We start from the raw sequence: 23592 nt of genomic DNA, 5'->3' as shown, positions 1-23592 counted from the left end.
GTTCTCCGTTTTCATGCGCCGGTGGGTGAGGCCAGCAGCCACAATCCCAGCACCGTATAGCCCACCATCAACGCCGTCATCGGCAGATGTGCGGCGGGGCGCGACAGGCCGGACCGGGCCGCCAGATGCAGGCCCAGCACCACGGCAAGCACATGTGCGGCCAGAATGGCGGCGAATTGCCCGTTCCAGACCAGCGTGGCGAACCACGGATCGGCCAGAAACCCGAATGACACATAAAACGGCGGCAGGCCCAGCCACGCGTCACCGCGAAAGAACGGGTCGTTCAGCGCGGCCAGTGTGTATTGCCCGGCGGTCAGCAGGGTGACGAGGTAATGGGCACCGTGATAACCCGCCGCGATGGCCAGAAAGCTGAGCATGATCGGCCCCGCGTCGCCCCGCCCCTCACCCGCGAATCGTCGCCCCAGCGACAGCGCGCCCAGAATGGTGGCCGCCGTGATCGCCCAGACCGTCAGCAGCCCCAGCGTATTGACCCCCATCACCGCCGAGCGCCCCGGAAATTCCAGCGGGTTCACCCCGATCAGGCCCATCCACCAGAAGGTCTTTGCCAGCCCGTCAAAGGTCAGCGCCGCCAACGCCAGCGTGACAAAGGCGATGGCCGAGGGGGCAAGTGGCGGCATCGCCAGCACCTGCGTGCCGGGCCAGCCCGCCATAAGCCGCGCGCGGGCGCCGGTGATCACCAGCCAGAACGGGGCGATGCGGGCGATAAGCGTGAAATAGACGGTGAAAAACTCACCCTCCTGCAACCAGTCCTCGCCCTCCAAGACCGCCAGAACGAAGATCACCAGCCAATAGGCCAGCGCCGCGGTGGCCAGAACGGCCGGATCGTCAGGCGACAGCGACACGATCTCGAACCACGCGAAACTCAGGTATCCCAGAACGGCAGGCCACTGGCCTAGCCGCGCCAGCCCGATGCCCCCCCGGCGCCCCAGCAGCGCCCTGGCGATGCGCACCGGCCCGACCCAGGGGTTCACCGCCCGCCACAGATTGCCGAACAGCAATGATCCGATGGGAACCGCCACCCAGACCACTGTCCAGAACACAAGCGTCAGCAGGTTGTGCATCGGGTCGCGGCTGCCGAAGAAGCCGACAAAGACCAGCGCAAGAAACAATAGGAAGGCCAGATAGCTGGTCAGGCCCACAGGCAGCAGCACGCGCCGTTCCCACAGCGCCACCGCGCGCAAGGCTGGCAGGCGCTGCGCCCCCGCGCCCAGCAGCGCCGTCACCGCCACCGTCGCCGCAGCACCCGCCATGTAATAGCCTGTGGGCAGCGTCATCACGATGGAGGGTGGCAGGGCACAGGCCAGCGCCGCGCCGGGGATCAGCAGCAGCGTGGCAAGGCCCGCCCCCCGCATCAGCGCAGCCCGTCCTCGCCCGTCACCTGCCATACCTCCAGCCCGCCCATGCGCGAGTGGATGCGCCCGCCTTTGGCCATGGCCAGCGCCAGCACGATCTCGTCAGGTTTCGGCCCGTCTGGCACCCAAACGGTCATGGCATCGAAATGGCTGCGCACATAGGCGGCGTTGATGTGGCCCAGCGGCACATCCAGACTGCCACCCAGCGGGCCCACCTTCATCGCCGAGGGCACGATGGCCCGGCTTTCCCCCAGCCGTTCGCGCATCGCATAGCCGCCGGGCACATGCCACAGTGCGCCGTGTTCGCTTTCACCCGCCGCACCCACCAGCGCGCCCTTGCCATAGCTGTCGATGCCGTCGGGGCCGCCAAGCGCCGCAATCAGCCGGTCAGTCATCATCAGGCCCAACGGGCGCAGATCCTCCATCGCGGCTTGCAGATCAGGGGTATAGCCACCGGCAAAGGGGTTTTTCACCACCGCCAGCACGGCCCCGCGCAGGCGGGGGGTGGCGGGGGGCGGCCCGCCTTCGTGGCAAATCTCTTCAACCGTAACCGACAGTTTGCGCAGGGGAAAATCAGGCACGGGGTTGCTCCGGATTCGGGGCCAACAGGGGCTGGCCAATGGTTCGGGTTGCACCCTGAAGAAACAGCGCGGCCCCGTTGATCAGGCCGCGCTGGCAAAGGGTATCGGCGAAGGCTGCCCCAGCGTCAAGCGCCGCGGCACAGTCGGTTGGGCCCAAGGGTGCAACGGCAATGGTCACAAGGCGCTGCCCAAGGTCGCTGTCAGCGTCCATATCGCGCGCCGGTCGGCGGGCGATCGCGGGGTGGCCGGGCAGGTCGACCGCATTGGCGATCATCGTGGCGGCGGCATCGGCCGTGGCGGCATTGGGGGCCAGCACGGTGACGGCATCGGCAATGCCCAGCGAGAAACTGCGCCCGCGCCAGCCGGATGTGGCAATGCCGCGCACCGGATCGGCATGGGCTATGGTCACGCGGTCGGGCAGGCCGGGCCGGGCGGCAATGGCGGCGGTCAGCGCCTGCCCCTCCGCCAGCAGCAGTGCAATATCGCCACCGTTGTTCACATAGGCCCGGGTGATGCCGGGCCCGGGCAGCACGGCCAGCACAGCATCGGCCACAGCGCCCGCCACGGCAGCCATCGGCGTGATGAAGGCGGGGCGAAATGGGGCAACGGCGGCGGCCATGGCCCGGGCCACCGGGCCGCGCAGGGGGTGGGGCGTGGCCGACCGCAGCGCGGGAAGCTCGGCCACCAGACCTTCCAGCAGCCCGTCAAACCGCGCCATCGCCCGGGCATGGGCGGCGGCAATGTCGCCCGGGCCAAACACCCCGATGATCAGGTCGATGGGGCCATGGTGCAGGTGCAGGCGCCCGTCGGGCAACAGCGCCGCCTGTGGGCCGGGCCCGCCCTGCGGCGCGGCCTGCGCCCGCATGGAGACCGCTGCCGTCATGCCCCGCCCTCCACCCAGCCATCCAGCCGGGCCGATGTGGCGTATTCGCCGCCCTGCCCCACCATCTCGGCCAGGGTGCGGATCGCGGCTTCGTGCCCGCCCATCGCCAGATAGGCAGCGTGGGGCAGCGTGAATTCCAGCGGGGCCACCAGCGCGGGCGTGGGCACATAGCCGAAGGCCCCTTTCGGCAGGCGCAACACATCGACCATGAAGGTGATGCCGCCCCCCGGCCAGACGAAACACTCCGCCCCGCCGCTGGTCATCCGCGTGGCACCGGATTGCACCGAGCGGGTCAGCCGCACCGGGTTTTGCGTGACCCCGGCCCGCAAAGACCCCCCTGCCCCGCCGATGAACAACACCGTGCAAAGCGAGGGTTCGCAGTTTTCATCAATCAGGCGCACAGTCTCGTGCAGGGCCATGGGCAGCGGGTGGGGTTGCGGCACCAGAGCCTCGTCCAGCACATAATAGGCATATTCCTCGCCGGTGGTGGATACCATCAGCAGGGTCAGACCCGGCCTTGCCCCCTTGCGGGCGTTCCACGGCCCCAGAATTTCCAGCGGATCGCTGATTTTTGTGCCGCCCCAGCCCAGCCCCGGTTCCGACACCCGGAAATACCGCCCGGGGGTGGAACGGTGGCCCAGTATCTTTATGCCCGTGTCGGCCCAGCCCAGCACCTTGCCCGCCTGATGTTCGCTGACCACGCCGGTGATGTGGTCATCGACCACCACCACCTCATCCACCAGCCCCTGCCATTGTGCGGCAAACATGCCGATGGTGGCAGACCCGCAGCCCACGCGCATGCGCCGCTCACGCGTGCCATCAACCACAGGCGCCGCACCGGCCTGCACCGTCAGCGCCGACCCGCCGTCGATGGTCAGATCCACCGCCTCGCCGTTGCACAGGGCCAGCAGGGCCGCACAGGTCTGCCGCCCTTCGGGTTTCGAGCCGCCGGTCAGGTGATGCACCCCGCCCAGCGACAGCATCTGGCTGCCATATTCGGCGGTAGTGACATGGCCGACAGCCTCTCCGCCCGCCCTGACGATCGCCCCTTCCAGCCCCAGATGCCGGTCAGTGTCGATCTTCACCTTGACCCCGCAATAGCTGAAGATCGCCTCGGTCACGACCGTCACCATATCGGCGCCCGCAACCTGCGAAGACACGATGAAGGGGGCCGGTTTGTAATCGGGGTAAGTGGTGCCCGCACCGATGCCGGTCACGAATGTGTCGGCGGGTGGGATCATCGCACCATCCCATTCGGCCCGGGCAAAGGGAATGATGCGCCCGCCGCCGTTGACGGTGCGCGACAAGAGCGTGACCGGATCGGTGCGGATGATGCGGCCACCCTCATTGGCATAGCGGTCGCAGGCCCCGGTCTGGCCCGGTGCGATATAGCACATGACCGGGCAGGCATCGCAGCGGATTTTCTCGACCACGGCGCGGGGGGCTGCTTCGCCGGTCATGGCTGGCTCCCTTGGCCCGAAGCCTGTTTGATCGCCGCCAATACCCGGTGCGGCAGGGCGGGCAGACGGGTGATTTCGGCCCCCGTGGCGTGGCGGATGGCGTTCAGGATCGCGGGCGCTGTGGGGATCAGCACATGTTCACCCAGACCCTTGGCGCCAAATGGACCCTCGGGGTCGGGCACCTCGATCAGCAGGCTTTCGACGGGCGGCACGTCGCCGATGGTGGGGATCAGGTAATCATGCAGGTTTTCGGTGCGGCCTGGAATATATTCCTCCATCAGCGCCAGACCGATGCCCTGTGCGATGCCACCCTCGATCTGCCCCTCGGCCAGCGTGGGGTTTATGGCGCGGCCCACGTCATGCGCGGCGGTGATCTTCAGCAGATGCACGGTGCCAAGCGCGGAATCCACCGCCAGTTCGACCATCTGCGCGCCATAGCCATAAAGCGCATAGGGTGTGCCCTGCCCGTCGGCATCCAGCGGGCTGGTGGGCGGGTCATAGGTTTCCTCGGCCGAAAGGGCATAGCCCTGCGGATCGGGCGGCAGGGCGGAAAGGTCGATCACCCGGCGTTCCGCACCTTCGATGACGGTCAGCGTCGCCGCCTCCAGCGCCAACACCGCCGTATCACCTGCATTTGCCAGCCGCAGGATGGTGGCGCGCAACGCGTGCCCCGCCGCCAGCGCCGCCCGGCCCGACACAAAGGTCTGCCGCGAGGCCGAGGTTTTGCCGGCATCGGGCGTCAGCGCGGTGTCGGGGCCGATCAGGGTGAATGCGCCCACCGGCAACCCCAGCGCATCGGCGGCGATCTGGGTGATGACGGTGTTTGACCCCTGCCCGATATCGGTCGCGCCCTGATGCAGGACCAATGCACCATCCCTGCTCAGACCGATGCGGATGGTGGAGGGGTTGGGCAGCGACGTATTCCCACAACCATACCAGCAGGAGGCGACACCCACCCCCCGCCGCAGCGGACCGGGCGTGGCATTGGCCGCCGCAGCGTCGGCCAGCGCGCGCTGCCAGTGGGGGGCCAGCGCATCAAGGCATGCGGCGATGCCCGCCGCCTGCACCACCTGCCCTGTCGCTGTCGCCTGCCCGGTCTGCAAGGCGTTGATCCTGCGGAAGGCCAGCCGGTCGATGCCCGCCGCTTCGGCCAGACGGTCATACAGCGTTTCCTGCATGATCGCCGCCTGCGGCACGCCAAAACCGCGAAACGCCCCCGACACCGGGTTGTTGGTGTGGATGGCGCGCGCCCCGGCGTTGTAATGCGGCGTGAAATAGGGGCCCGAGGCATGCACCGGCACACGGTTGGCCACGGTCGGCCCCCAGCTGGCATAGGCCCCTGTGTCGAACACGCCTTCAAACACCATGCCGGTGATCCGCCCCTGCGCGTCGCAGCCGATGCTGGCCTGCATTTGCGCCGGGTGCCGTTTGGTGGTCGAGGCCATGGATTCAGCCCGCGTATAGACCATGCGCGCCGGTCGCCCGGTTTTCAGCACCGCCAGCCCCAGCAGCGGTTGCAGGCTGACATCCAGTTTCGAGCCAAACCCGCCGCCCACAGCCGAGGGGATGATGCGCAGCCGTTCGGCTGGCAGGGCAAGGATGGCGCAGCAATCGTCACGGTCCATCACCGGGGCCTGGGTGCAGGCGCGGATCACCAGCGTGTCGCCGTCCATCCAGGCCGCACCGGCCTCAGGCTCGATATAGGCATGCTCGACGAAACCGGTCTGCGTGCTGCCGCTGACCACATGCGCCGATCCGGCCAGTGCTGCAGCCGCATCGCCCCGGCGCACGCGGCCCTCGGTCAGGCGGTTGCCCGGGCGGGTGGCGTGCAGCTGCGGGGCATCGGTGGCCTCGGCTGAGGCCGGGTCAAGCACGGCGGGCAGCACCTGCCATTGCACGGGGAAATCTGCCAGATCGGGCGGTGTGCCGTCATCCTCGAAGGCCACAAGCGCCACGGCCTCGCCCCGGAACCGCGCCTCAGTCTCGGCCAGCGCGGGCTGATCGGCAAAGGGCGGGATCACGCCAAAGCGGTTGACGCCCGGAATATCGGCGGCGGTCAGGATCGCGGCCACATTGCCCCTGCCCGCCTGCCAAGCCGCCAGATCGCCAAAGTGGAATGCGGCGCGCGGATGGGGGGACCGGACGGCCTTCAGCAGCAGCCCGCCGGGTTGCCACAGATCGGCCCCGAACACATCACCCGCCACTTTCGCCGCGCCATCCAGCCTGTGCAGGCGGCTGCCCACGGCCTGACCTTGGGCTGCGACCGGGGCCGGCACAGCAGCCCCGGCATCGCAGACGGCGGCCAGAATCTTTCGGTAGCCGGTGCAGCGGCACAGAACGCCACCAAGGGCATGTTCCGCCTCGGCCTCGGTCGGCTGTGGCGTTTCGCGCAGCAGGGCGGTGGCGGCCATCAGCATGCCCGGGGTGCAGATGCCGCATTGCGCCGCCCCGTGGCGCAGAAAGGCGGCGCGCAGGCGGGTCAGCGTGGGGTCTGTGGCCTCGATGGTTTCCACATGGCAGCCCTGCACCCGGGCGCTTGGCATCAGGCAGGCGCAGACGGCGGCACCATCGACCAGCACCGTGCAGGCCCCGCAATCGCCCGCATCGCAGCCCACCTTGGTGCCGCAAAGCCCCGCCGTTTCGCGCAATGTGTCTGACAGGCGGCGGGTGGGGGCAACGTCAAGACTGACGGTGCGACCGTTCAGGGTGAAATCAAGGCTCATCCGGCGTGATCCTGAGCAAGCGTGGCCAGCGCGCGGCGCAGCAGTTCTGCCGCCGCCTCGGCGCGGTAAACGGCAGTGGCGCGCAGATCGTCCAGCGGGGCAAGGGCGGCGGCCACCTGCGCCGCGTCGATGGCAGCGGCCGTTTCCTGCGGTGCAAGCCCGAGCAGAGCCTGTTCGGCCCCGGGCAGCCGCCGCGCCACGGCGCTGCATGCGCCCACGGCCAGCGCCGCCTGTTGCACCCGGCCCGCGACCACCAGCAGCCGCACGGCAACCATGGCGATGGAAATCACCAGATAGGCCCGCGCGCCCAGTTTCACGAAATGACTGGCCCCAGACAGCGCCGCATCAGGCACGATCACCGCCACCATCACCTCATCCGCCGCACGCAGGGTCTGGCGCGGCCCGGTCAGGAAATCGGCCAGCGCGACCCGGCGCAGCCCGCGCGGCGAGGCGAGTTCGATCACCGCATCCAGCACCAGCAGCGGCGGCACGCCATCAGCGGCGGGTGATGCGTTGCACAGATTGCCGCCGATGGTGCCCGCATTCTGGATCTGCCGGCCCCCCACCTCTTGCGCCGCCTGTTGCAGCGCATTGCAAGCCGGGGGCAGCGCCGCCGCCGCGATCGCGGCCCATGTCGTGCCGGCCCCGATGCGCAGGCCATCCGGCCCCCGGGTGATGCCATGCAGTTCCGGCACGGCGGATATGTCGATCACCGGGCGCGTCAGCCATTGCGCCTGGGTGGCGGGATAGACATCGGTGCCCCCGGCCAGCAGCAGCGGCTGGCCCTGCGCCAGAAGAAAGAGCGTTTCGGGAAGGCTGGCAGGACGCGAGTAGGGTGTCATGCGGGGCGGATCCGGGGCGCGGGCTGCGCCAATTCATTTGCGTGCAAACATGATGCGGTGACTGAACCGGCCCTGTCAACTGCCTTGCGCTGGCGCGCGGCCTTGGCTATCGGGGAAGGGTGAAAAAAGTGCCGCCTCCCTATGTGCTGGATGACCAGATCGGCTATGTGCTGCGCCGCGTGACGCAGCGCCATCTGGCGTTGTTTTCCGAGATGATCCCCGAAGTGACCACCACCCAATTCGCTGTCATTGCGCGGCTGGAAGAGCTGGGGCCGCTGTCGCAGAATCATCTGGGGCGGGCGACGGCGATGGATGCGGCGACGATCAAGGGCGTGGTGGACCGGCTGGCCCGGCAGGGGCTGGTGGCCACATCCGCCAATGCCGCCGACAAGCGCCGCCTGACCGTCGCCTTGACCGAGGCCGGGCAGTCGCTGCTGGCGCAGTCGCTGGACAGGGCCTTGCAGGTGTCCGACCGCACGATGGAGCCCTTGTCGTCCGACGAACGGGTGCAGTTGATGGCGTTGCTGACACGGCTCACCTAACCCATCAGGTCGGTCGCCGGATTTTCCTCGATTTCCACATCATCGTAATAGCGTTGCGCCTGTGCCACCGAACGGTGCAGCGACAGCCGCATGGCCGCCTGGATCGGCGCACCCTCCAATGCCGCCTGGGTCAGAAAGCCGGACCGCAGCCCGTGCGGCGAGGCATGGTCGGCGGGCAGACCCGCCAGCGCCAGCCGGTGCGTCAGGATGATGCGGATAGCATCGGGGGCCATGCGGCGCGGCAGGGCGCGCCCCGATTTGGAAATGGGCCGGAACAGCGGGCCGTCATCGGCACGCAACGCGATGATCCAGCCCATCAGCGCGCGGGCGGGTCGCCCTTTCAGCACCAGCTTGGGCGCGGTGCCCCTGGCCGTGGTTTTTGTTTCCAACAGCCTGATCCACAACAGGCCCTTGGCGGCAAAATCCTCGGTCCCGATGTCGTCAAGCCTCAGGCTGGTCAGTTCCGATCGCCGTCGCCCGCCGGATGCGAAACCAAGGCTGAGGATCGCGCGGTCACGCAGCCCGCGCAGGCTGTTGTCGCAGGTGGCCAGCAGTTTTTCCAGCAAGGGCAGCGTGATGGGCCGGGCCGATTTGGGTTGCCGGGGGCGCGAGGCGGCGCGGCGGGCCTTGGCGCGGGCCTGCCGCACCAAGGGCGCCTCGAACGGCGAGACAAGGTTGCGCATACGGTGAAACGCCTGCCAGCTTGCGATGCGGCGGTCAAGCGTGGCGGGGGCGGGGCAGGCCAGACTGCGGCGCAGACCCTGCGCCATCAGCACCTCGGCGGTCTGACGGGCGGCATCATCGGATGGGGCCGTCGCCAGATCACGCGCATGATCCAGCACGAATCGCAGGGCGACGGCATCGGCCTCGGGCCAAGCCAGCGGTTTGCCGAAGGTCACGGCCTTCCAGGCGGTCAGGTAGATCAGGTCACGCTCATAAGCGCGCAGGGTGTTGGCCGGGGTGCCACGGATGTAAAGATCGGTCAGCGCCGCCTCGTCCGCTTCGGACAGGCGCAGCAGCGGGACGGGAAGCGGGGATTGCGGCAGGCTCATGGCCGCACATTGCGGCAGCAGCGCGCATTGTGCAAGGAAAAGGCACGAAAAGAGAACATCCGCCCCGGTTGCCCCGGGGCGGATGTGCAGTGGTGACAGGTTACTCTGCCGGAACCGGGCTGAAGCTGCCGGTGCTGTCATCGCTGCGGGCGGGGGCCGCAAACATCGGGCGCACCTTTTCCAGCACTTCGGCGCGGTTGACCGAGCGGCGTTCCGCCTCGATCCGGTCGATCAGCAGTTCGGCGCGCTCGATGCTGCCAAAGATCGCCAGAATGGCCCCGCGCTCGGCCGAAGATATGCCGGTGCCCGTGGTCAGCACGCGATTGCGCAACACCTCGATCGGGTCGGTCTGCACATGGCCAGCGGGCATCATCGGCACCGGCATGCCAGCGGGCAGGGGCAGAATGCGGCCCAGGGCGGCATCCAGCCGGGTCAGGCCCGCCTCGACCATCACCATCGCCTGAGAGCCGAACTCTTCCCGTTTCACCCGGCGGGCCACCTGATGCAGCGATTCCGCAAGGCTGGCGGTAAAATCAGCCTCTTCGATCAGGCTGCCGACCAGATCAAGCTGTTCGACCGGCATGTCGTCACGGAAGAGATCTGCCGAGAACTTGCGGATGTCGCGGTTCAGAATATCCACCGCCGTGTGGTGTTCGTTCAGGTCGGAGGGCGCATGTTTGGCACCCCGGGCGATGGCCAGAAACAGGGCCCCCGCCTCCAGATGGCGTCTGGTTTCAGCCTCTACCGCAGGCACGGCGCGCAGCAGGTCTTTGGACAGTTCACCGCTCAGATAGCGCGGTGTCGAGAAATCCTCGATGTCTTCCGACAGGGTGCGGCCGATGCGTTGCAGCACATTCTCGAACACACCGACAAAGGGGAACAGCAGGCAGAGGTTGAAGATGTTGAAGGCGGTGGAATAAAGGCCAACCGCCACAGGCACCAGCGGATAGGTGGCTTCGCCGTCCACCATCACCGGCACTGCCGGATCGCCACCAAAGAAGCCCATCACATATTCCAGCAGCATCATCGCGGGGAAGAACAGCGGCAGCATCACCGCCACGCCGATGAAGTTGAACGAGATATGCGCATAGGCCGCGCGCTTGGCGTTTTTCGACAGGTTCAGCGAGGCCATCCAAGATGTGATCGTGGTGCCCAGGTCGGCGCCCAGCGAAAAGGCCACTGCGGTCTGCCAGTCCAGCACACCCGCAGCGCCGAGGCCCATCACGATGCCGATGGTGGCCGAGGAGGAGTGGATCAGCGCGGTGATGCAGGCGGCGATCAGCACGCAGCTGAGCAAGCCCACAAAGCTGTCGGCGGTCAGGCTGGAGATGACGCCCATGATCTCGGGCATGTTGCGCAAGGGCTTCAGGCCGCCGGTCATCAGGTTCAGACCGTAGAAGATCAGGCCAAAGCCCATGCAGGCCAGCGCGATGTTGCGCATCCGCTCGGATTTGCCGAACACGTAGAACAGCGCGGCAATGCCCGCAAACAGCAGGCCCAGCGGCCCCAGCGGCAGAGCGATCAGCCCGTTGCCCAGCGTGGTGCCCACGTTGGCGCCCATGATGACGCTGATCGCGGGCCGCAGCGCGATGACGCCCGCGTTCACAAGGCCCACCGTCATCACCGTCATGGCGGTAGAGGATTGCAGCACCCCTGTGATCATCGTGCCCGCAATCACGCCCTTTACCGGCGTGCCTGCAAACTTGGCCAGCAGCGCACGCATCTTGTTCACGGCGAGCGACTGGATGCCGTTCGACATGAAATCCAGCCCAAGGAGGAAGATCCCGAGGCCGCCGATGATCGGCACGATCATCTCTCTGAAAATATCGACTTCCATTTCACAGTCCTTTCATGATGCCGCCCGTGTGCGGGGGCAGGGTCAGGCAGGGTCGGGAACGTAATGGGGTGGAGGGGTCAGAACCCCTCGGCACCCGGCAATGTCTTGCGCCAGGAATTCTGTACCTGTGCCACCAGCGTCTTGGGCAGGGGCACATAGCCCAGACCGCGCGCCCGGTCGGCACCGCGTTCCAGCGCGTAGTTGAAGAAGTAAAGCGTGCGCAGGGTGCGGGAAGCGGTGTCGCCCTTGCGCATCAGCGCGAAAGTGGCCGTCGTTATCGGATAGGCATCGGCGGCGTCGATGCCGGTCAGATGCAGGTAAAACCCCTGCTCTTCGGCCCAGCTTGCCTGCCGTGCGGTTTGCGCGAAGGCTTCGGGCGACGGGGCGATGAAGGCCCCGGCGGCATTCTCCACCGCCACGGTGGTCAGCCCGGCGCGGGTGGCCTGGCCGTATTCGACATAACCGATGGCGCCGGGCGTGGTCTGCACCGCCTGCACGATCTTGCCGCTGCCCTTGACGCTGATGCCCGCGGGCCAGTCGATCCGCGTATCTGCGCCATGCGCTGCGGCCCAGTCGGCGCTGGACCGCGCCAGATATTGCGTAAAGGTCATGGTGGAGCCTGAACCATCCAGCCGCGCCACCACGTTGACCGGCAGGTCAGGCAGCGTCAGCCCCGGATTGGCGGCGGCCAGCGCCGCATCAGACCAGCGGGTGATGCGGCCGAGATACATGTCGGCCAGCACGGCCCGGGGCATCTGCATCTGCCCGCTTTCCACGCCGGGCAGGTTCACCACAACGGCCAGTCCGCCCACCACAATGGGAAACTGCGCCAGGTTACGCGCCTCCAGCTCGGCTGGTGGCAACGGCGCATCGGTGGCCGCGAAATCGACCTGTGGCTGGGCCAGCCGCATCATGCCGCCAACCGAACCCACCGGCTCGTAATCGACACCCGCGTCATTGGGCACATAGTCGGTGCCGCCGGCGCGGTCGATCTGCAAGCCTTCCGACCAGGATGCGATCATCGGGAAGGCAAAGGTGGAACCGGCACCCAAAATCGGGTCTGCCTCGGCGGTTTTTGCAGGCATCAGCAGTGCGGCACAGACAGCAAACCCTGCCGCCGCCTGTTTCCAGATCAATCCAGACATGTGAAAAGCCCCCATCGGCTGTGTCCGCATACTCGCCGGGGCATGCCGGTCGATTGAACCTCCGACCTGCCACCAGCCCGTTGCAACGCGACTCCTAGACCCCGCCGGTAACGCTTTGTTGACGTGGCGTCGCGTGTGCCGGGCCTGCAGTAAAATCCTGGCTTGCGGCGATTTGGCAAGCGAGCCCCATAGCGGAAATTTCGCCGTTCCGTCATCGGCGCGACACCTGTGCGCGCTAGGCGCTGGGGTTGCGGTGGCCGACAGTGGCAGGGAGCCGTGATACTCAGGCAAAGGGGGCTGCGATGCAGCGTTCGGCAGTGGTGACGGGATCGACCAGCGGGATCGGTCTGGCGGTGGCGCGGCGTCTGGCGCAGGGCGGCATGAACATCATGCTGAACGGGCTGGGCGATCTGGATGCAGCCGAGGCGGAACGCGCGGCGATTGCCGACGAGTTCGGCGTCGTCTGCCGCTACTCCTCTGCCAACATGATGGATGCGGATGCGATCGCCGCCATGATGGCCGAGGCGGATGAAGCCTTTGGCGGCGTGGATGTGCTGGTGAACAACGCGGGCATCCAGTTTGTCAGCCCGGTCGAGGATTTTCCGGTGGCGAAATGGGATGCGATCGTGGCCATCAACCTGACAGCGGCGTTCCATACCATCCGCGCCGCGGTGCCGGGCATGAAGGCGCGCGGCTGGGGCCGCATCCTGAACATCGCCTCGGCGCATGCGCTGGTGGCCTCGCCCTACAAATCGGCCTATGTCGCGGCAAAGCACGGGTTGGCCGGGCTGACCAAGACCGTGGCACTGGAAGTGGCGCCGCATGGCGTGACCGCCAATGCCATCGCCCCCGGCTATGTCTGGACCCCGCTGGTGGAAAAGCAGATTCCAGAAACCATGGCCGCGCGCGGAATGACCGAACAGCAGGTGATCCAGGACGTGCTGCTGGCCGCGCAACCGACCAAGGCCTTTGTCACCATTGATCAGGTGGCCGGGCTGGTGGCCTATCTGGCCTCGGATGAGGCCGGGTCGATCACCGGCACCGTGCAATCCATCGATGGCGGCTGGACGGCCCATTGAGCCCGCTGCGCGAGAAATGACCACGGCGAGAATGCCGCCCGCCCCGGTGCCGGGCGTTGCTGGCCGACACCGCCGAGGTGCCACGGATCAACATCGCGCATCTGGTCCATCGGCAGAAGACTGACGAGGGAGCGGGATCACCCGTGTTCTGGCACCTTGATGCAGGAACACTGGCAGGCGGGTCTGGAAGAAGCGCGCCGCAGGATTGCGCAGCATGACTGGCTGGAAATGCCGACCGAAACCGGGGGTGCAACCGGGCATGATGTGCCTTGGGGCGATCCCGCCTGAGGCTGTCGCTCAGCGGGAACCGAGGCGTGTGGTGATGCGCATGGGCGGCTTTTCCATGCGCATCATCCGTGCAAGTATCTGATAGTTCGTAATTTAACCTTGTGCCAGCCTCGCCCATGCCTGCCCGCCTTTGCGGGTTTCGTCATCCTGCGGGCATGGGCTTGGCGAAATTGCCAATTGGCAATTTTCTATTTGTCAAAGCGCTCTGCCAGAAACCTGTCCAGCGCCGCGCGCAGATCTGCCTCGGGCAAAGAGTCGGGGAATTCAAGCGTCACGGTCTTGCCGCGCTTGCGCATCGTCAAACCGGCAACCGGAACTGGCCCGGTCGTGCGGGCAGGCCGTGGCCCCTCGCCAGCCCGCTTCAGCCGGTCAAGCACCTTCAGCGCGGGCACCGGCACCCCCTGCCCCGCCCGTGCCGCCTGCTGTTCTGCACCGATCCGGGCAGCCTCCGCCAGCACACGCCCTTCGCTGTCGGGCTCGGCCAGCAGGGGCTTCAGCGCCCGCGCATGCAGCTCTTTCAACTCGCGGATCGAGGGCCAGGCCGCCACGACCAACGCAGGCAAGCGCGCCAGTTGCAGATAGCGTGACAGCCAGCCTTCGGAAACCTCCAGCCGTTCCGCCATCGCCTTTTGCCGCCCACCATAGTAGAGGTCGAGCGCCGCCGCATAGTCACGCGCCCGCTCGAAATCCGACAGATCCTCACGGTCGCGGTTTTCGATGTCAGACAGGCGGAACGCCTCTTCATCCGTCAGGTCGCGCACTTCGATCAGATAGCGGAACTGCGGGTAATTGTTGGCGCGCAGCCAGGACACGGCGAAGTGCCGCCGTGCGCCGCAGATCACCTCGTAATCTGCCCCTGCCCCGGCATGCCGCCGCACGATGGCGGGAAATTCCTGCTGGCCCTGCGCCTTGAGACTGTCGATCAGGTCACGGCAATTTTCGGCATTCAGCAGATCATAGGCGCGGTTGTGCCGTGCCCACATCACGCAGGTTTCCGGGTCAACCCAGCGCAGCACCTTTTCCTCGCGCGCGCCCGCATCTGCCAACGCGTTGGCGCGGCGCAAAAAACGGGTGCCGCCCCGGTCGTCGGCAGCTGGGGCCTCGGGCGCCGACATGCCCTTCAGCACATCATCGAAAATCGCGTCGTGGCGTTTGCTCATAGCAGACCCTCCTTGCGCAGGGCGCGGTGATGGCTGGGCCAGGTCTTGCGCGCCAAAAGCTCCACCTCGCGGCCCACCGCATCCAGATAGGCGCGGCAACGGCGATGGGTTTCGGTGCGTGTGCCGGGGCCGGTCATCTCATAGACCGTGCCCAGATTGGCGGTGGCATTGTCAATCTCGGCGCTGTCTTTCAGCACGGCCTGCAGCATGTCCTGCGGAAACACGGCATCCATCATGCGCTTGATGGCCACATGGGCGGATTTCTGGTCATTCATCTTCGACGCAAGGATTTTGACAAAGCTGTAAGACCGCGCGCCGCCGTGGCGCGACAATTCGGAAAGCGTCGCCTCCATCATCTTCAGGAAATGCGCGGTGGAGGCGAAGTCGATATTGTTGGGCGGTGCGGGGATGATCAGCGCCGATGCAGCCCGCAGAACAGACAGCGACAGCATCCCCAGCGCAGGTGGCGGGTCAAGAATGATGATGTCGAACTGGTCGGAGATGGTTTCCACCCCCTCGCGCAGCCGGTCAAGGATGAAGGTGGGTTCGCGCGCCATGCGGGCGGCAAATTCATACTCGGCGTCGTAAAGGCCCAGATTGGCCGGGATCACGGCAATGCCCGGCCAGTAGGTCGCACGCAGGGCATAATGCAGCGACTTGGGGCCACCGTGGCGGAAGAACGGGTAAAGCGTGTCTTCCTCTTCATCCACATCGACATCGGGATTCAGCCCGAAAATCGCGGTGGTCGAGGCTTGGCTGTCGCAGTCGATCACGCAGACGCGGTAGCCTTTCAGGGCGAAATACTGCGCCAGATGGGTGACAACAGTGGATTTGCCCACCCCGCCCTTGAAATTCTGCACCGCCAGAACCAGCGGCGGATCATCGGCGGCCCGGTGCGGCAGGGTGCCGAACACCTCGCGCATGCGGTTCACGTCGCTGAGCGCATAGCCGTTGCGCCGCCCGGTGGTGTCATCCTTTTCCGGTGCGGGCAGACGTCCATCGGCCTCGGCATCGCGGATCGCCTTTTCGGTGCGCCCCGCCATTTCGGCGGCGGTGCGCACGTTGAACCGCAGATCAAGCTGCTTTTGTGTGCCTGGCGCGAAGACCCGCTCGCGCAAGCGATCGATGACGGTCGAGGCCCGCCGCGTCAGCAGCGCCAGTTCGTCGAGTGTGACGGGGGGCAGAACTGTGGTATCCATGCGCATTCCCGGATGATGTGGCGAAATCATGCGCTATTCCGATCGTGAGGTAAAGTTCGGATTATCTGGGGTATCGCCGGGAAAAGCGAAAGTTGGCGGTTCATGCCCCTGATAACGGCATTTCCTGCGATCTTCGATCCAGTTGCATATCTGACGTTGCGCCGGCAGGTTTTCCACCCATTTTGTAAGGGGCCTTGAGGCCGGGCCGTTTGAGCTCAACTGTAAAATCAAATCAGACAAACCGCCTTTGGGTTCCTTTTCTAGTTGATTCAAGATTCATCACAGGCAGCTCTTTGAAACCAAACCTTATTTCGGGTTCATCCGTTACATTCCGGGTGCGCTGCGCTTACATCCCGGGCCGCGGCGGCTTACGAATCGGGCGGTCTGGCGCTACATTTCGGGTGGGGGATAATCTTACAGATTGGGTGAGTGCGCCCTGCCTGGCAAACGCGGTGTTTTTTCCCTTTGAAAGCATATGCCTGCGAATCGGTTTTCGTGCTGTATCCTGCTGATCTCTTACCTTTTGGGTGGCGATGTGGCCCCGGCTTGAAACCTTACGGATGATGGGCTACAAAAGTAAGCGGTTGCAGGTAGGGCTGGCATGGCGGAACGATCATATCGCACGGTGGATGCGCGGCCCAATGCCGAAAGTCTGGTCAAGCCAGGAGAGCTGGTGGATCTGATAGAAGTGACGCCGCTGACGCTGAACGACCGGCGCATCTACAACCAGTTGCTTGAAAACGCATGGGAGGCCATCGACAAGCCGGTGACGCATCTGATCGCCAAGGCCTCCCTGCGCGGCAGCCACAATTCCAACGACCGGATCGGTGAAAGCCTTGAGCGGCTGATGTCGGCCATCGTCAAGGTTGCGGTCAGCTGGGACGGCGAGTCGGCGATCGAGCGGGTGCAACTGCTGGGCGGCAATATCGAGGCTCTGCGGGCCGATGGGATGATCGAATACGAAATCCCCGCGCGTTTGCGCAAGATCATCGGCAACAGCCAAGTCTTTGCCCGGTTGCAGCGCGAGGTGATGTTCGCGCTGTCGTCCAAATATGCGTTGACGCTGTATGAGATGGTGCAGAAGCGCGGCAACCTGCGCTGGAAGGCATCCGAGCGTTTTAGTCTGGAGGCGCTGCGCGGCATCATGGGCGTGCCGAAGGGCAAGCTTTCCTCGTGGTCGAACCTGAAGCTGCGGGCCATTGACCCGGCGGTGGCCGAGGTGAACGCGCTGTCGGATTTCATGGTGGAGATCGAGCCGATCAAGACAGGTCGCGCCGTCAGCCATGTGGAATTGCGCTGGTGGCGCAAGGATGGTGATGCCACCGGTGCGGCGGGGCGGGCGTTGCAGTTTTCCAAGGTGGGGCGGCGGGCCAGGGCCGAGGGACGGACCGAACCTGTGGCCGAGGCTCCGCAACCCGTGCTGCGCCCCAGGCCGGGCTGGCTGGATGCGCGCGGCCCTGCGCTGCGCAGCGAAACCTATGAAACCGCCCGCCTGCGCCACGCGGGCTATGACATCTATTTTGTCGAGGGCGAATGGCGCGCCTGGGCGGCGGGAAAACCGTCCGCCGATGACCCCGACCGGGCCTTTCTCGCCTTCTTCCGCACCTTTGCGGCCCGCAACCCGGTGTGAATTGCCAATTGGCAATTTTTGGGTTGCCCAACCTCGGGGCAGGCGAGCTTTGCCATCCCGCCTGCCCTTTGCTGGTCAGCCCATGCGTTCCGACGCATAGCCGCCGGGCGACGCGGGAAACACCACCGTCTTGTTGCCGTTCGGGAAAACCCGGTGGTGGATATGGGCGTGGATAGCCCGCGCCAGAACCGAAGCCTCCACATCGCGCCCCAGGCTGACATAATCTTCGGACGATTGCGCATGGGTGATGCGCACGGTGTCCTGCTCGATGATCGGGCCTTCGTCCAGATCGGCGGTCACATAATGCGCGGTGGCCCCGATCAGCTTGACCCCCCGCTCATAGGCCTGCTTGTAGGGGTTGGCCCCCTTGAACGACGGCAAGAACGAATGGTGGATGTTGATGATCCGCCCCGACATCCGCGTGCAGAACGCATCCGACAGCACTTGCATATAGCGCGCAAGCACCACCAGTTCGGCTCCTGAATCGTCCACCAGCGCCAGCAGCCGCGCCTCGGCCTCGGGCTTGTTGTCCTTTGTCACCTTGATGTGGTGAAAGGGGATGTCGTGGTTCACCACCACTTTCTGATAGGTCAGGTGGTTCGACACCACGCCCACAATCTCGACCGGCAGCGCACCGATGCGCCAACGGTAAAGCAGATCATTCAGGCAATGGCCGAAGTTCGACACCATCAGCAGAACCTTGGCCTTGCGGGCGCGGTCATGCATCGCCCAATCCATCGCAAAGGCCTGGGCGGTGGCAGCAAACCCGCTGGTCAGCGCATCCAGCGTCGCGCCGGTTTCGGGGGTAAAGCCCACGCGCATGAAGAATCGCCCGGTTTCCAGATCGTCAAATTGGGCGCTATCGATGATGTTGCAGCCGTTTTCTGCGAGATAGCCTGCGATCGCGGCGACGATCCCGCGGCGTGAAGGGCAAGTTACGGTGAGAACGAATTGCGACATGGGGCTTCCTCTGGCACGAAAACGGCTGATATTGCGGCTAGCGCGCCCGGGCAAACCCGTCAACAGCCCAAAGCGACGGCTTGTTGACGTTTTCGGACATCGCCCGAACTGACCCGTGCCGAAAAGGGCAGGGGGATTTTTTCAGTTGCAGCATGAATTGCACTTGACCCATGACGCGGGGTCACTATGTCGGTGAATGAACGTTCATTCGCGCGGCTGGCCCGCGCAGATTGACCCCAGCGCCGACCTGTCAACACTGGTCACACATGATCGAAACCTGCACGGCCAAACACCACAACGGATCAATCCGAAATGCCGCAGACCGCCCTTGAGACAACGGCAGACGATCGCAGCGATGCGATCCTGTCAAGCATCCGCCAGATTTTCATAGCCAAGGGTTTTGACGGCGCGTCGATGCAGGATCTGGCGCGTGCGGCCGGCATGAGCGTGGGCAATTTCTACCGCTATTTCCCGTCAAAGGCCGCAATCATCGAGGCGTTGGTGGCACGTGATCTGGCCGAGACAGAGCAAGACTTCGCCGCCATCATCAACTCCCCTGCGCCTATGGTGCGCCTGCGCCAGACGATTGCCGAGCGTGTCAGTGGCAAGGTCTGTGATGAGGACGGCCCGCTGTGGGCGGAAATCTGCGCTGCGGCCCTGCGAAAACCGGAAATCGCGCAGGTTCTGACCCGGATGGAAACAGAGATTGCGGGCTATCTGATCACGATTTTTGCCCATGCAACGGGCTTGCCCGGCCCCGAGGCGGCCCGGCGCTTCGGGGCGCATGCGGCGGTGATCGTGATGATGGTAAAGTCTGCCGCCATGGTGGCGCAGGTGGAAAATGTGTCGCAGGCCGATGTAGTTGCGCTGATCCGGCGCAACATCGACCATATGCTGAATGAAATCTCTCCTGACGATGTGAAGGGCTGACATGACCGGGTGTGTAGTGTTTCGAATTCTTGCAGTTGCGGCCCTGTCAGCCGGGCTTTCAGGACCGTTGGCGGCAGAAACCGCCGTGACACCCGAAGCGCCGCGCGCCGCGCTGCCAGCCATCACGGTTTCCACCGTGGAAACCCGGCTGATGCGCGACAGGCTGCTGGCATCTGGTATGGTCGGCGCGGTTGAACGGGTGCAGGTGCAGCCGCTGATCGAAGGCCAGCCCATCGAGACGCTGGAGGTGGAGATCGGCGACCGTGTGACAGAAGGGCAGGTTCTGGCCCGGCTGTCAAAAACCTCGCTGGAATTGCAGAAAAGCGAACTGATCGCGTCGCGCGCCTCGGCAGCGGCCACGGTGGCCCAGGCCGAGGCTCAGCAGCTGGAGGCGCGGGCCAATGCCGACGAGGCGCAGCGCGCCAATGCCCGCACCGCACAATTGGTAAGACAGGGGGCAGCCACGCAGGCGGCAGCCGAACAGACCTCGGCCCGGGCCATTTCGGCCACGGCGGGCGTCACGGTGGCCGTGCAGTCGCTGGAAGCTGCCCGCGCGCAGGCCAAGCTGGTGGAGGCGCAGATCGAGAATATCGACCTGCAATTGTCGCGCACCGAGGTTGTGGCCCCGGTTTCGGGTGAAGTGGTGGAGCGCAACGCGCTGGTCGGAGCCGTGGCCAGTGCGGCGGGCGAGCCGATGTTCGCCATCAACCGCGACGGTGCGCTGGAACTGCGCGCCGATGTGGCGGAACGTGATCTGCTGCGGCTGAAGCCGGGGCAGGTGGCGCGGCTGTCCTCGGTAGCCGCTGCCGAACCCCTGACGGGCACCGTGCGGCTGGTAGAGCCCAGCATCGACATGCAGACCCGTCTGGGCCGTGCGCGGATCACGGTGGATACGCCCGACCTGCTGCGCCCGGGAATGTTCGTCGATGCCGAAATTCTGGTGGCGGAACGCGAGGCGCTGGCGGTGCCTGTTTCCGCCATCGGCGCCAGCGACGAGGGTGCAACGGTGATGCGGGTGCGTGACGGCCTTGTCGAACGCGTGGTGGTGCAAACCGGCATCCGCGATGCCGGCATGGTGGAAGTGGTGGCGGGTCTTGTGGCCGGCGACCTTGTGGTGACAAAAGCCGCCGCCTTCGTGCGCGACGGTGATCGGGTAAACCCTGTTCCGGCCCCGGCCGCGACGAACTGAGGCAGCTGCCATGAACTTTTCCGCCTGGTCGATCCGCAACCCCATCGCGCCGATTCTGGGGTTCTTCATGCTCATGGTGCTGGGCTGGCAGTCGTTCAACGCGCTGCCGATCACCCGTTTCCCGAATATCGACGTGCCGCTTGTGGCGGTGACGGTGGCGCAATCCGGGGCCGCGCCTGCGGAAATGGAAAGCCAGATCACCAAGGAAATCGAAGATGCCGTGGCGGGCATCACCGGGGTCAAGAACATCATATCATCGGTGACGGATGGTGTGTCCACCACTGCCGTCGAATTCAGCATGGATGTGCCGACCGAAAAGGCGGTGCAGGATGTGAAAGACGCCATCGACCAGATACGCGGCGATCTGCCGGGCGACATCGAAAGCCCGATTGTCACGCGGATTGATGTCGAGGGTCAGGCAATCATGACCTTCGCCGTGTCAAACCCCAACATGACCATCGAGGAACTGTCGTGGTTCGTCGATGACACCATCACCCGGTCGTTGCAGGGCCGCCCCGGCATCGGCCGGGTGGACCGCTACGGCGGGGCAGACCGCGAGATCCGGGTGGAGCTTGACCCGGTGAAGCTGGACAGTTTCGGCATCACCGCTTCGGCGGTGAACCAGCAGCTGCGCGCCACCAACACCGATCTGGGCGCGGGCCGGTCCAGCATCGGGGCAGGGGAGCAGGCCATCCGCACGCTGGGCGATGCATCGACTGTGGCCGACCTGGCCACCACCACCATCGCCCTGCCCACCGGCCAGCATGTGCGGCTGGGCGATCTGGGCGAGGTGAAAGACACCTATGAGGAACTGCGGTCCTTCTCGCGCTATGATGGCGAGCAGGTTGTGACCTTTGCGGTATTCCGTGCCAAGGGTGCGTCCGAAGTGTCGGTGGCCGAGGTGGTGAATGAAACGCTGGACCAGATCCGCGCCACCAACCCCGACGTCTACATGACGCTGGTCGATGACACGGTTTATTACACCTACGGCAACTACGAGGCCGCCCTTCACACGCTGATCGAGGGCGCGTTGCTGGCTGTTCTGGTGGTGCTTGCCTTCCTGAAGAACTGGCGTGCCACGCTGATTGCCGCCGTGGCGCTGCCGCTGTCCGCCGTGCCGACCTTCTGGGTGATGGACATGCTGGGCTTCTCGCTTAACCTCGTGTCCTTCCTTGCCATCACACTGGCCACCGGCATTCTGGTGGACGACGCGATTGTCGAGATCGAGAACATCGCCCGGCACATACGCATGGGCAAGACACCCTATCGCGCCGCGATCGAGGCGGCCGATGAAATCGGTCTGGCGGTGATTGCCACCACCTTCACGATCGTCGCGGTGTTCGTGCCGGTGTCCTTCATGCCCGGCATTCCGGGGCAGTATTTCCGACAATTCGGTCTGACGGTGGCCATTGCCGTGCTGTTCAGCCTGCTGGTGGCGCGTCTGATCACGCCGATGATGGCCGCTTACCTCATGCGCGACAAGGACGCCCATGAGGAGGATCAGAAAGATGGCTGGATCATGACCGGCTATCTGGGCTTTGTGCGCCGCACGCTGAAGGCGCGTTACCTGACGCTGCTGGGGGCCATCGGCATTCTGGCGGTATCGGTCTATTTCATGATCCAGATTCCGGGCAGCTTCATTCCGCCCGAGGATGTCAGCCGCATCCCGATGAGCGTGGAATTGCCGCCCGGATCGACGCTGGAGGAAACTGACCGCACCACATTGGCCATGGTCGATGCCATCAAGGACGTTGACGGCGTGGCCAACGTATTCGTGCTTGGCGGCGCGTCACCTACCGGCGATCTGGATGTGCGCCGCGCCAGCCTGACCGTGCTGCTGGACAAGCTCGACCATTCGCTGCTGGGCAAGCTGACCGACATCGGCAAGACCATTCCTTTCGTCGGCGATTACATCCCCGACCGGGTCGCCGAAGGCCGTCTGCGCCCGCAGGCCGAGATCGAGGCCGAGATTTTCACCCTGCTGGCCGCCGTGCCCGATGTGCGCGCCTTCAAGCTGAACGACCGGGGCGAGCGTGATATTTCCTTCTCGATCCTGTCCACAAACGAGGCTGACCTGAACGTGGCCGTCGCACGGCTGGAGGCGGCGCTGCGCAGCGACCCCTTGCTGGCGCAGGTCGCATCAGAGGGGGCCTTGCCGCGCCCCGAGGTGCAGATCACCCCCCGGCTGGAAGAGGCGGCGCGTCTGGGCATCACCACCAGCCAGATCGCCGAAGTGGTGCGCGTGGCGACCCTGGGCGATGGTGATGCGGCGCTGGCCAAGATCGGGCTGGATGACCGGCTTATCCCGGTGCGTGTGCGGCTGAACGACGCCGCGCGCGAGGATCTGGGCCGGATCGAGGCGCTGAAGATCACCACCGCCAGCGGCGCGACAGTGCCGCTCAGCACGGTGGCTGATGTGCGGATTGCCGAAGGCCCCAGCATGGTCGACAGGTTGAACCGCGAACGCCGCGCCACCATCGGGGCCAACCTGCCCGTCGGTGTGGCGCTTGGCACCGCATCGGCACGGTTCAAGGAAATCACCGACGGCGTGGAACTGCCGCCTTCGGTGCGCGTGGCCGAGGCGGGCGATGCGGAAATTCAGGCCGAACTGACCGCCAGCTTTGGCAACGCCATGATCATGGGCCTGATGCTGGTGCTGACGGTGCTGATCCTGCTGTTCAAATCCGTCATTCAGCCCTTTACCATCCTGTTCAGCCTG

The 23592-nt window shown here is 65.5% G+C and carries 19 protein-coding genes; 7 read left to right on the top strand and 12 right to left on the bottom strand.

Annotated features, from left to right (window positions below; translation table 11 throughout):
- Nucleotides 1-11 precede the first annotated feature (11 nt).
- From GEU84_RS14935 to GEU84_RS14910, 6 genes are read right to left on the bottom strand one after another with little or no spacing between them, the layout of a single operon-like run.
- The gene (locus GEU84_RS14935) at nt 12-1406 is read right to left on the bottom strand and encodes a hypothetical protein (RefSeq protein WP_174539905.1); all 1395 of its coding nucleotides are present in this window, start codon (nt 1404-1406) and stop codon (nt 12-14) included.
- Entirely contained in the window at nt 1373-1954 is a 582-nt protein-coding gene (locus tag GEU84_RS14930) for an amino acid synthesis family protein (protein WP_174539904.1), read from the bottom strand. Before GEU84_RS14930 ends, GEU84_RS14935 begins: the two co-directional genes overlap by 34 nt.
- A complete protein-coding gene (locus GEU84_RS14925; protein WP_241427717.1) occupies nt 1947-2837 on the bottom strand; it encodes a UPF0280 family protein in 891 nt (296 codons plus the stop codon). Before GEU84_RS14925 ends, GEU84_RS14930 begins: the two co-directional genes overlap by 8 nt.
- Entirely contained in the window at nt 2834-4297 is a 1464-nt protein-coding gene (locus GEU84_RS14920) for a 6-hydroxynicotinate reductase (protein ID WP_152827700.1), read from the bottom strand. The genes GEU84_RS14925 and GEU84_RS14920 overlap by 4 nt, the downstream gene beginning before the upstream one ends.
- Complete coding sequence (locus GEU84_RS14915) at nt 4294-7020, bottom strand: molybdopterin-dependent oxidoreductase (protein ID WP_152827702.1); 2727 nt, start codon at nt 7018-7020, stop codon at nt 4294-4296. Before GEU84_RS14915 ends, GEU84_RS14920 begins: the two co-directional genes overlap by 4 nt.
- Nucleotides 7017-7862 (bottom strand): FAD binding domain-containing protein, encoded by an 846-nt coding sequence (locus GEU84_RS14910; RefSeq protein ID WP_152827704.1) that lies wholly within the window; start codon nt 7860-7862, stop codon nt 7017-7019. Before GEU84_RS14910 ends, GEU84_RS14915 begins: the two co-directional genes overlap by 4 nt.
- A gap of 128 nt (nt 7863-7990) precedes the next feature.
- Here GEU84_RS14910 and GEU84_RS14905 point away from each other — a divergent pair, with 128 nt between their 5' ends.
- Nucleotides 7991-8404 carry a MarR family winged helix-turn-helix transcriptional regulator gene (locus GEU84_RS14905; protein ID WP_338144812.1) on the top strand — a complete coding sequence of 138 codons (414 nt, stop codon included), beginning with the start codon at nt 7991-7993 and terminating at the stop codon, nt 8402-8404.
- Here GEU84_RS14905 and GEU84_RS14900 read toward each other — a convergent pair.
- The 3 genes from GEU84_RS14900 to pstS form a co-directional block, all read right to left on the bottom strand.
- Nucleotides 8401-9456 carry a tyrosine-type recombinase/integrase gene (locus tag GEU84_RS14900; protein ID WP_152827706.1) on the bottom strand — a complete coding sequence of 352 codons (1056 nt, stop codon included), beginning with the start codon at nt 9454-9456 and terminating at the stop codon, nt 8401-8403. The genes GEU84_RS14905 and GEU84_RS14900 overlap by 4 nt on opposite strands.
- 100 nt (nt 9457-9556) lie before the next feature.
- Nucleotides 9557-11293 (bottom strand): Na/Pi cotransporter family protein, encoded by a 1737-nt coding sequence (locus GEU84_RS14895; RefSeq protein ID WP_152827708.1) that lies wholly within the window; start codon nt 11291-11293, stop codon nt 9557-9559.
- 77 nt (nt 11294-11370) lie between these two features.
- Nucleotides 11371-12438, bottom strand: coding sequence for a phosphate ABC transporter substrate-binding protein PstS (gene pstS / locus GEU84_RS14890; RefSeq protein ID WP_174539903.1), 1068 nt, complete (start codon nt 12436-12438; stop codon nt 11371-11373).
- A gap of 302 nt (nt 12439-12740) precedes the next feature.
- On the opposite strand from pstS, the gene GEU84_RS14885 reads away from it, so the two are divergent.
- On the top strand, nt 12741-13517 hold the full coding sequence (locus GEU84_RS14885) for a 3-hydroxybutyrate dehydrogenase (protein ID WP_152827712.1): 777 nt from the start codon (nt 12741-12743) through the stop codon (nt 13515-13517).
- A 99-nt stretch (nt 13518-13616) separates the two neighbouring features.
- Nucleotides 13617-13805 carry a DUF3734 domain-containing protein gene (locus tag GEU84_RS14880; protein WP_338144818.1) on the top strand — a complete coding sequence of 63 codons (189 nt, stop codon included), beginning with the start codon at nt 13617-13619 and terminating at the stop codon, nt 13803-13805.
- 188 nt (nt 13806-13993) lie between these two features.
- Here the strand turns inward: GEU84_RS14880 and GEU84_RS14875 are convergent, their stop codons facing one another.
- Nucleotides 13994-14965: a ParB/RepB/Spo0J family partition protein gene (locus GEU84_RS14875; protein ID WP_152827716.1), complete on the bottom strand. Its 972-nt coding sequence runs from the start codon at nt 14963-14965 to the stop codon at nt 13994-13996.
- The gene (locus GEU84_RS14870; protein ID WP_152827718.1) at nt 14962-16164 is read right to left on the bottom strand and encodes an AAA family ATPase; all 1203 of its coding nucleotides are present in this window, start codon (nt 16162-16164) and stop codon (nt 14962-14964) included. Before GEU84_RS14870 ends, GEU84_RS14875 begins: the two co-directional genes overlap by 4 nt.
- Before the next feature lie 601 nt (nt 16165-16765).
- On the opposite strand from GEU84_RS14870, the gene GEU84_RS14865 reads away from it, so the two are divergent.
- Nucleotides 16766-17794, top strand: coding sequence for a replication initiation protein (locus tag GEU84_RS14865; protein ID WP_152827720.1), 1029 nt, complete (start codon nt 16766-16768; stop codon nt 17792-17794).
- A gap of 75 nt (nt 17795-17869) precedes the next feature.
- On the opposite strand, the gene purU is transcribed toward GEU84_RS14865, so the two are convergent.
- A complete protein-coding gene (gene purU / locus GEU84_RS14860) occupies nt 17870-18754 on the bottom strand; it encodes a formyltetrahydrofolate deformylase (RefSeq protein WP_152827722.1) in 885 nt (294 codons plus the stop codon).
- Nucleotides 18755-19066: 312 nt separating this feature from the next.
- On the opposite strand from purU, the gene GEU84_RS14855 reads away from it, so the two are divergent.
- The 3 genes from GEU84_RS14855 to GEU84_RS14845 form a co-directional block, all read left to right on the top strand.
- A complete protein-coding gene (locus GEU84_RS14855) occupies nt 19067-19684 on the top strand; it encodes a TetR/AcrR family transcriptional regulator (protein ID WP_152827724.1) in 618 nt (205 codons plus the stop codon).
- Between the two features lie 85 nt (nt 19685-19769).
- Entirely contained in the window at nt 19770-20873 is a 1104-nt protein-coding gene (locus tag GEU84_RS14850) for an efflux RND transporter periplasmic adaptor subunit (protein ID WP_338144811.1), read from the top strand.
- Nucleotides 20874-20883: 10 nt separating this feature from the next.
- Nucleotides 20884-23592, top strand: a 2709-nt coding sequence (locus tag GEU84_RS14845) for an efflux RND transporter permease subunit (RefSeq protein WP_174539902.1), incomplete at its 3' end; no start/stop codon positions are given.

The organism is Fertoeibacter niger, from assembly GCF_009380135.2.
Lineage (GTDB): Bacteria > Pseudomonadota > Alphaproteobacteria > Rhodobacterales > Rhodobacteraceae > Fertoeibacter > Fertoeibacter niger.
This window is presented reverse-complemented; position numbering and strand designations above follow the sequence as displayed.